Below are 2,847 nucleotides of genomic sequence, written 5' to 3' on the forward strand. Positions count from 1 at the left end.
GGTCATCAGGTTTTTTAAATCTGTTTTTACGGTTTCTAAATCTAATTTTTTAAATTCTTCGGCATAATTAAAATCAGCACCTAACGGATTGGTTTTAGAATCGTGTTGGCTAAGAATATCTAAATCCAGTGCTTTAGGCCACCAATGCTGGTTTCCAATTTTTTCAGTAGGAATGCTTGGTTTGTTGCTGAACGGACATTTTCCTGAATCAGTTGTGTGTTCCATAAGTGTATATTTTTGGTTGTTAATACTATTTTATAAATACAAAGCTACTTCAATTTATCATTGAATTAATTGATTTTAATTATTATATTTTATAAAGCCATTGTTTTATCTTATGGAAATGATTCAAAGTTGCAGCAAATTAATTCTTAACCTCTGAAACTATCATTTTGATCTTGTAATTAAAAGCAGCAAAAAGCAAAGTCATGAACGGACTAATAATACTGAAAAAAACATAGGGTAAATAACTTAATGTTGAAACGCCTAAAACTCCAGCATGGTATGCACCACAAGTATTCCACGGAATTAAAACGGAGGTAACGGTTCCAGTATCTTCCAAAGTTCGGCTTAAATTTTCAGGTGCAAGTCCTTTGTCTTTATACGCTTTTGCAAACATTTTTCCAGGCACGACAATAGCCAAATATTGATCAGAAGCTGTCAAGTTCAAAGCCAAGCAACTTACTACCGTGCTTGCAAATAAACCAAAAACGGTATCGAACATTTTAAGTAGTGAATCGGTAATTCGCGCTAACGCTCCAATGGCTTCCATCACACCTCCAAAAACCATAGCACATAAGATAAGCCAAACCGTACCTAACATGCCTTGCATTCCTTTAGAAGTAAATAAATCGTTCAGGATTTTATTACTGGTTTCGATCGTTGTTTCAACAGTAATGGCATTCATCACGCCCTTGTACCCATTTATAAAATTCAAATGGGTGCCACCGCCAATTTTAGCCACCAAATCGGGTTGAAAAATCAACGCAAATGCACCGCCTAAAAGTATACCGATTAACAAAGCAATAAGCGGTTCTGTTTTTTTTACAATTAAAACAATAACCACAATGGGTACAATAAATAGAAGTGGAGTGACATTAAATGTTTCTTTAATGGCGGTTAAAGTAGTTCCGTCGTTGGCCAACTCGCTTGTATCTTGCATCAAACCTAAAATTACAAATAGAATTAGGGTCAAAACCATTGTAGGAACGGTAGTCAGTAGCATGTAACGTATATGGGTAAACAAATCAGTCCCCGCCATTGCTGGTGCAAGATTGGTTGTGTCGGATAAAGGCGAAAGTTTGTCGCCAAAATAGGCACCGGATAAAACCGCTCCGGCAACCATTCCTAATGGCATTCCCATCGTGGAACCGATTCCAATAAGTGCAATTCCGACCGTTGCAGAGGTGGTCCAGGAACTTCCCGTAGCAATAGAAATAACAGAACAAATAACTACACATGCCGGTAAAAATACCGAAGGATGTAAAATTTGCATCCCGTAATAAATCATCGTTGGAATAATGCCGCTCAATAACCAAGTTCCTGATAAAGCACCTACCATCAGTAATATTAAAATGGCTCCAGCCGTCGATTTTATATTTTCGGAAATTTCGGCAATCATTTTAGAATAATTGATTTTATTGCGAAAACCTACTATTGCAGCAACAGCAGCTCCCATTATTAATGCAAACTGATTGGGTCCAGCAGTTGCATCGCTTTCATAAATGTACACATTGTAACCTAAAATTGCGATTAGGATAAAGATGGGAATTAATGCTTCCCAAAGGGATAAATTTTTATTTATAATGACGCCTTCTTCGCCTCGATTTAGGTTGTTCTGTTCCATATACTAGTTTAAATGATGTTGCAATATAATGAAAAAAGAAGAAAATTCTATAATATAAAATTCATTTCAGAATAGGATTTTTGTACGATTAATAAATTCAAAACTTCAGTTTAGATAAATAGTAGTGTTTTTTTTTGAAATCGAATGTAATCCAACAGCAGTTACACCTATATATAAAACAAAATTATGAACAATATCAAACACAAATTACTAATCCTACTGGTTACTATTGCAATAACTTCTTGCAAGGAAAAAAACGACGGAATAATTACTCCAGAAGACCGAATCGCTTTTGACAGCGCCAAATTAGACGCTTTTTTTCAAAAACATCCGGAATTTGAAAAATACGAAAAAGAAATCAATGCACTTTATAACAAAGAAGACTTTCATTATGTATGGTACGACAAAGATGGAAGGTCTGATTTTGCAGAAGTTTTGTACAGTAAAGTTAATGAAATTAAGGAAGAAGGCGTGGTTCAAAAAATGCCGTACAAAGAAGAAATCGATGCATTGTTTTCTGAAAAAAAAGGAAATAAATCGACCTTAGAAAATGATTTGTTGGTCAGTTCGATGTACTTTTATTACACACAAAATGTTTTGAAAGGTGTCGATACCCAATTGAGTAAGCAAACAGGATGGTTCTTGCCACGAGCGAACGTTTCCTATGTTGATTATTTGGACGAATTGATGAAAGATCCCGAAAAACTGGAAAAAGACGAAGGCGAAAACATCAGTCAATATTATTTATTAAAGAAAGGCTTGAAACGCTACCAAGACATTCAGAAAAAAGGCGGTTGGGGAAAAATTGATTTTCCTGCAAATGTAAAAACATTGAAAGAAGGAGATTCAGGAATGGCGATTGCACAAATTCGGAAGCGCCTTTTTTTGACAGGCGATTTAAAAAGCGATTCGGGAAGCAAGGTATTCGATTCTGAATTTAAAGCAGGTTTGGCCAAATATGAAATCCGATACAACCGTAAAGCAGATGGCAAAATTAATGC

At 35.4% G+C, this 2,847-nt stretch carries 2 protein-coding genes and 1 pseudogene; 1 reads left to right on the plus strand and 2 read right to left on the minus strand.

Going from position 1 to position 2,847, the window contains the following annotated elements:
- The coding region (locus ACIQ2X_RS15450) for a hypothetical protein (RefSeq protein WP_396179864.1) at nt 1-225 on the minus strand (225 nt) is incomplete at its 3' end.
- A 139-nt stretch (nt 226-364) separates the two neighbouring features.
- Complete coding sequence (gene nhaC, locus ACIQ2X_RS15455) at nt 365-1,846, minus strand: Na+/H+ antiporter NhaC (RefSeq protein WP_396179866.1); 1,482 nt, start codon at nt 1,844-1,846, stop codon at nt 365-367.
- A 186-nt stretch (nt 1,847-2,032) separates the two neighbouring features.
- Between nhaC and ACIQ2X_RS15460 the strand changes: the two are divergent.
- A pseudogene (locus ACIQ2X_RS15460) lies at nt 2,033-2,847 on the plus strand (L,D-transpeptidase); the annotation flags it as partial.

The organism is Flavobacterium sp., assembly GCF_044368625.1.
Classification (GTDB): domain Bacteria; phylum Bacteroidota; class Bacteroidia; order Flavobacteriales; family Flavobacteriaceae; genus Flavobacterium.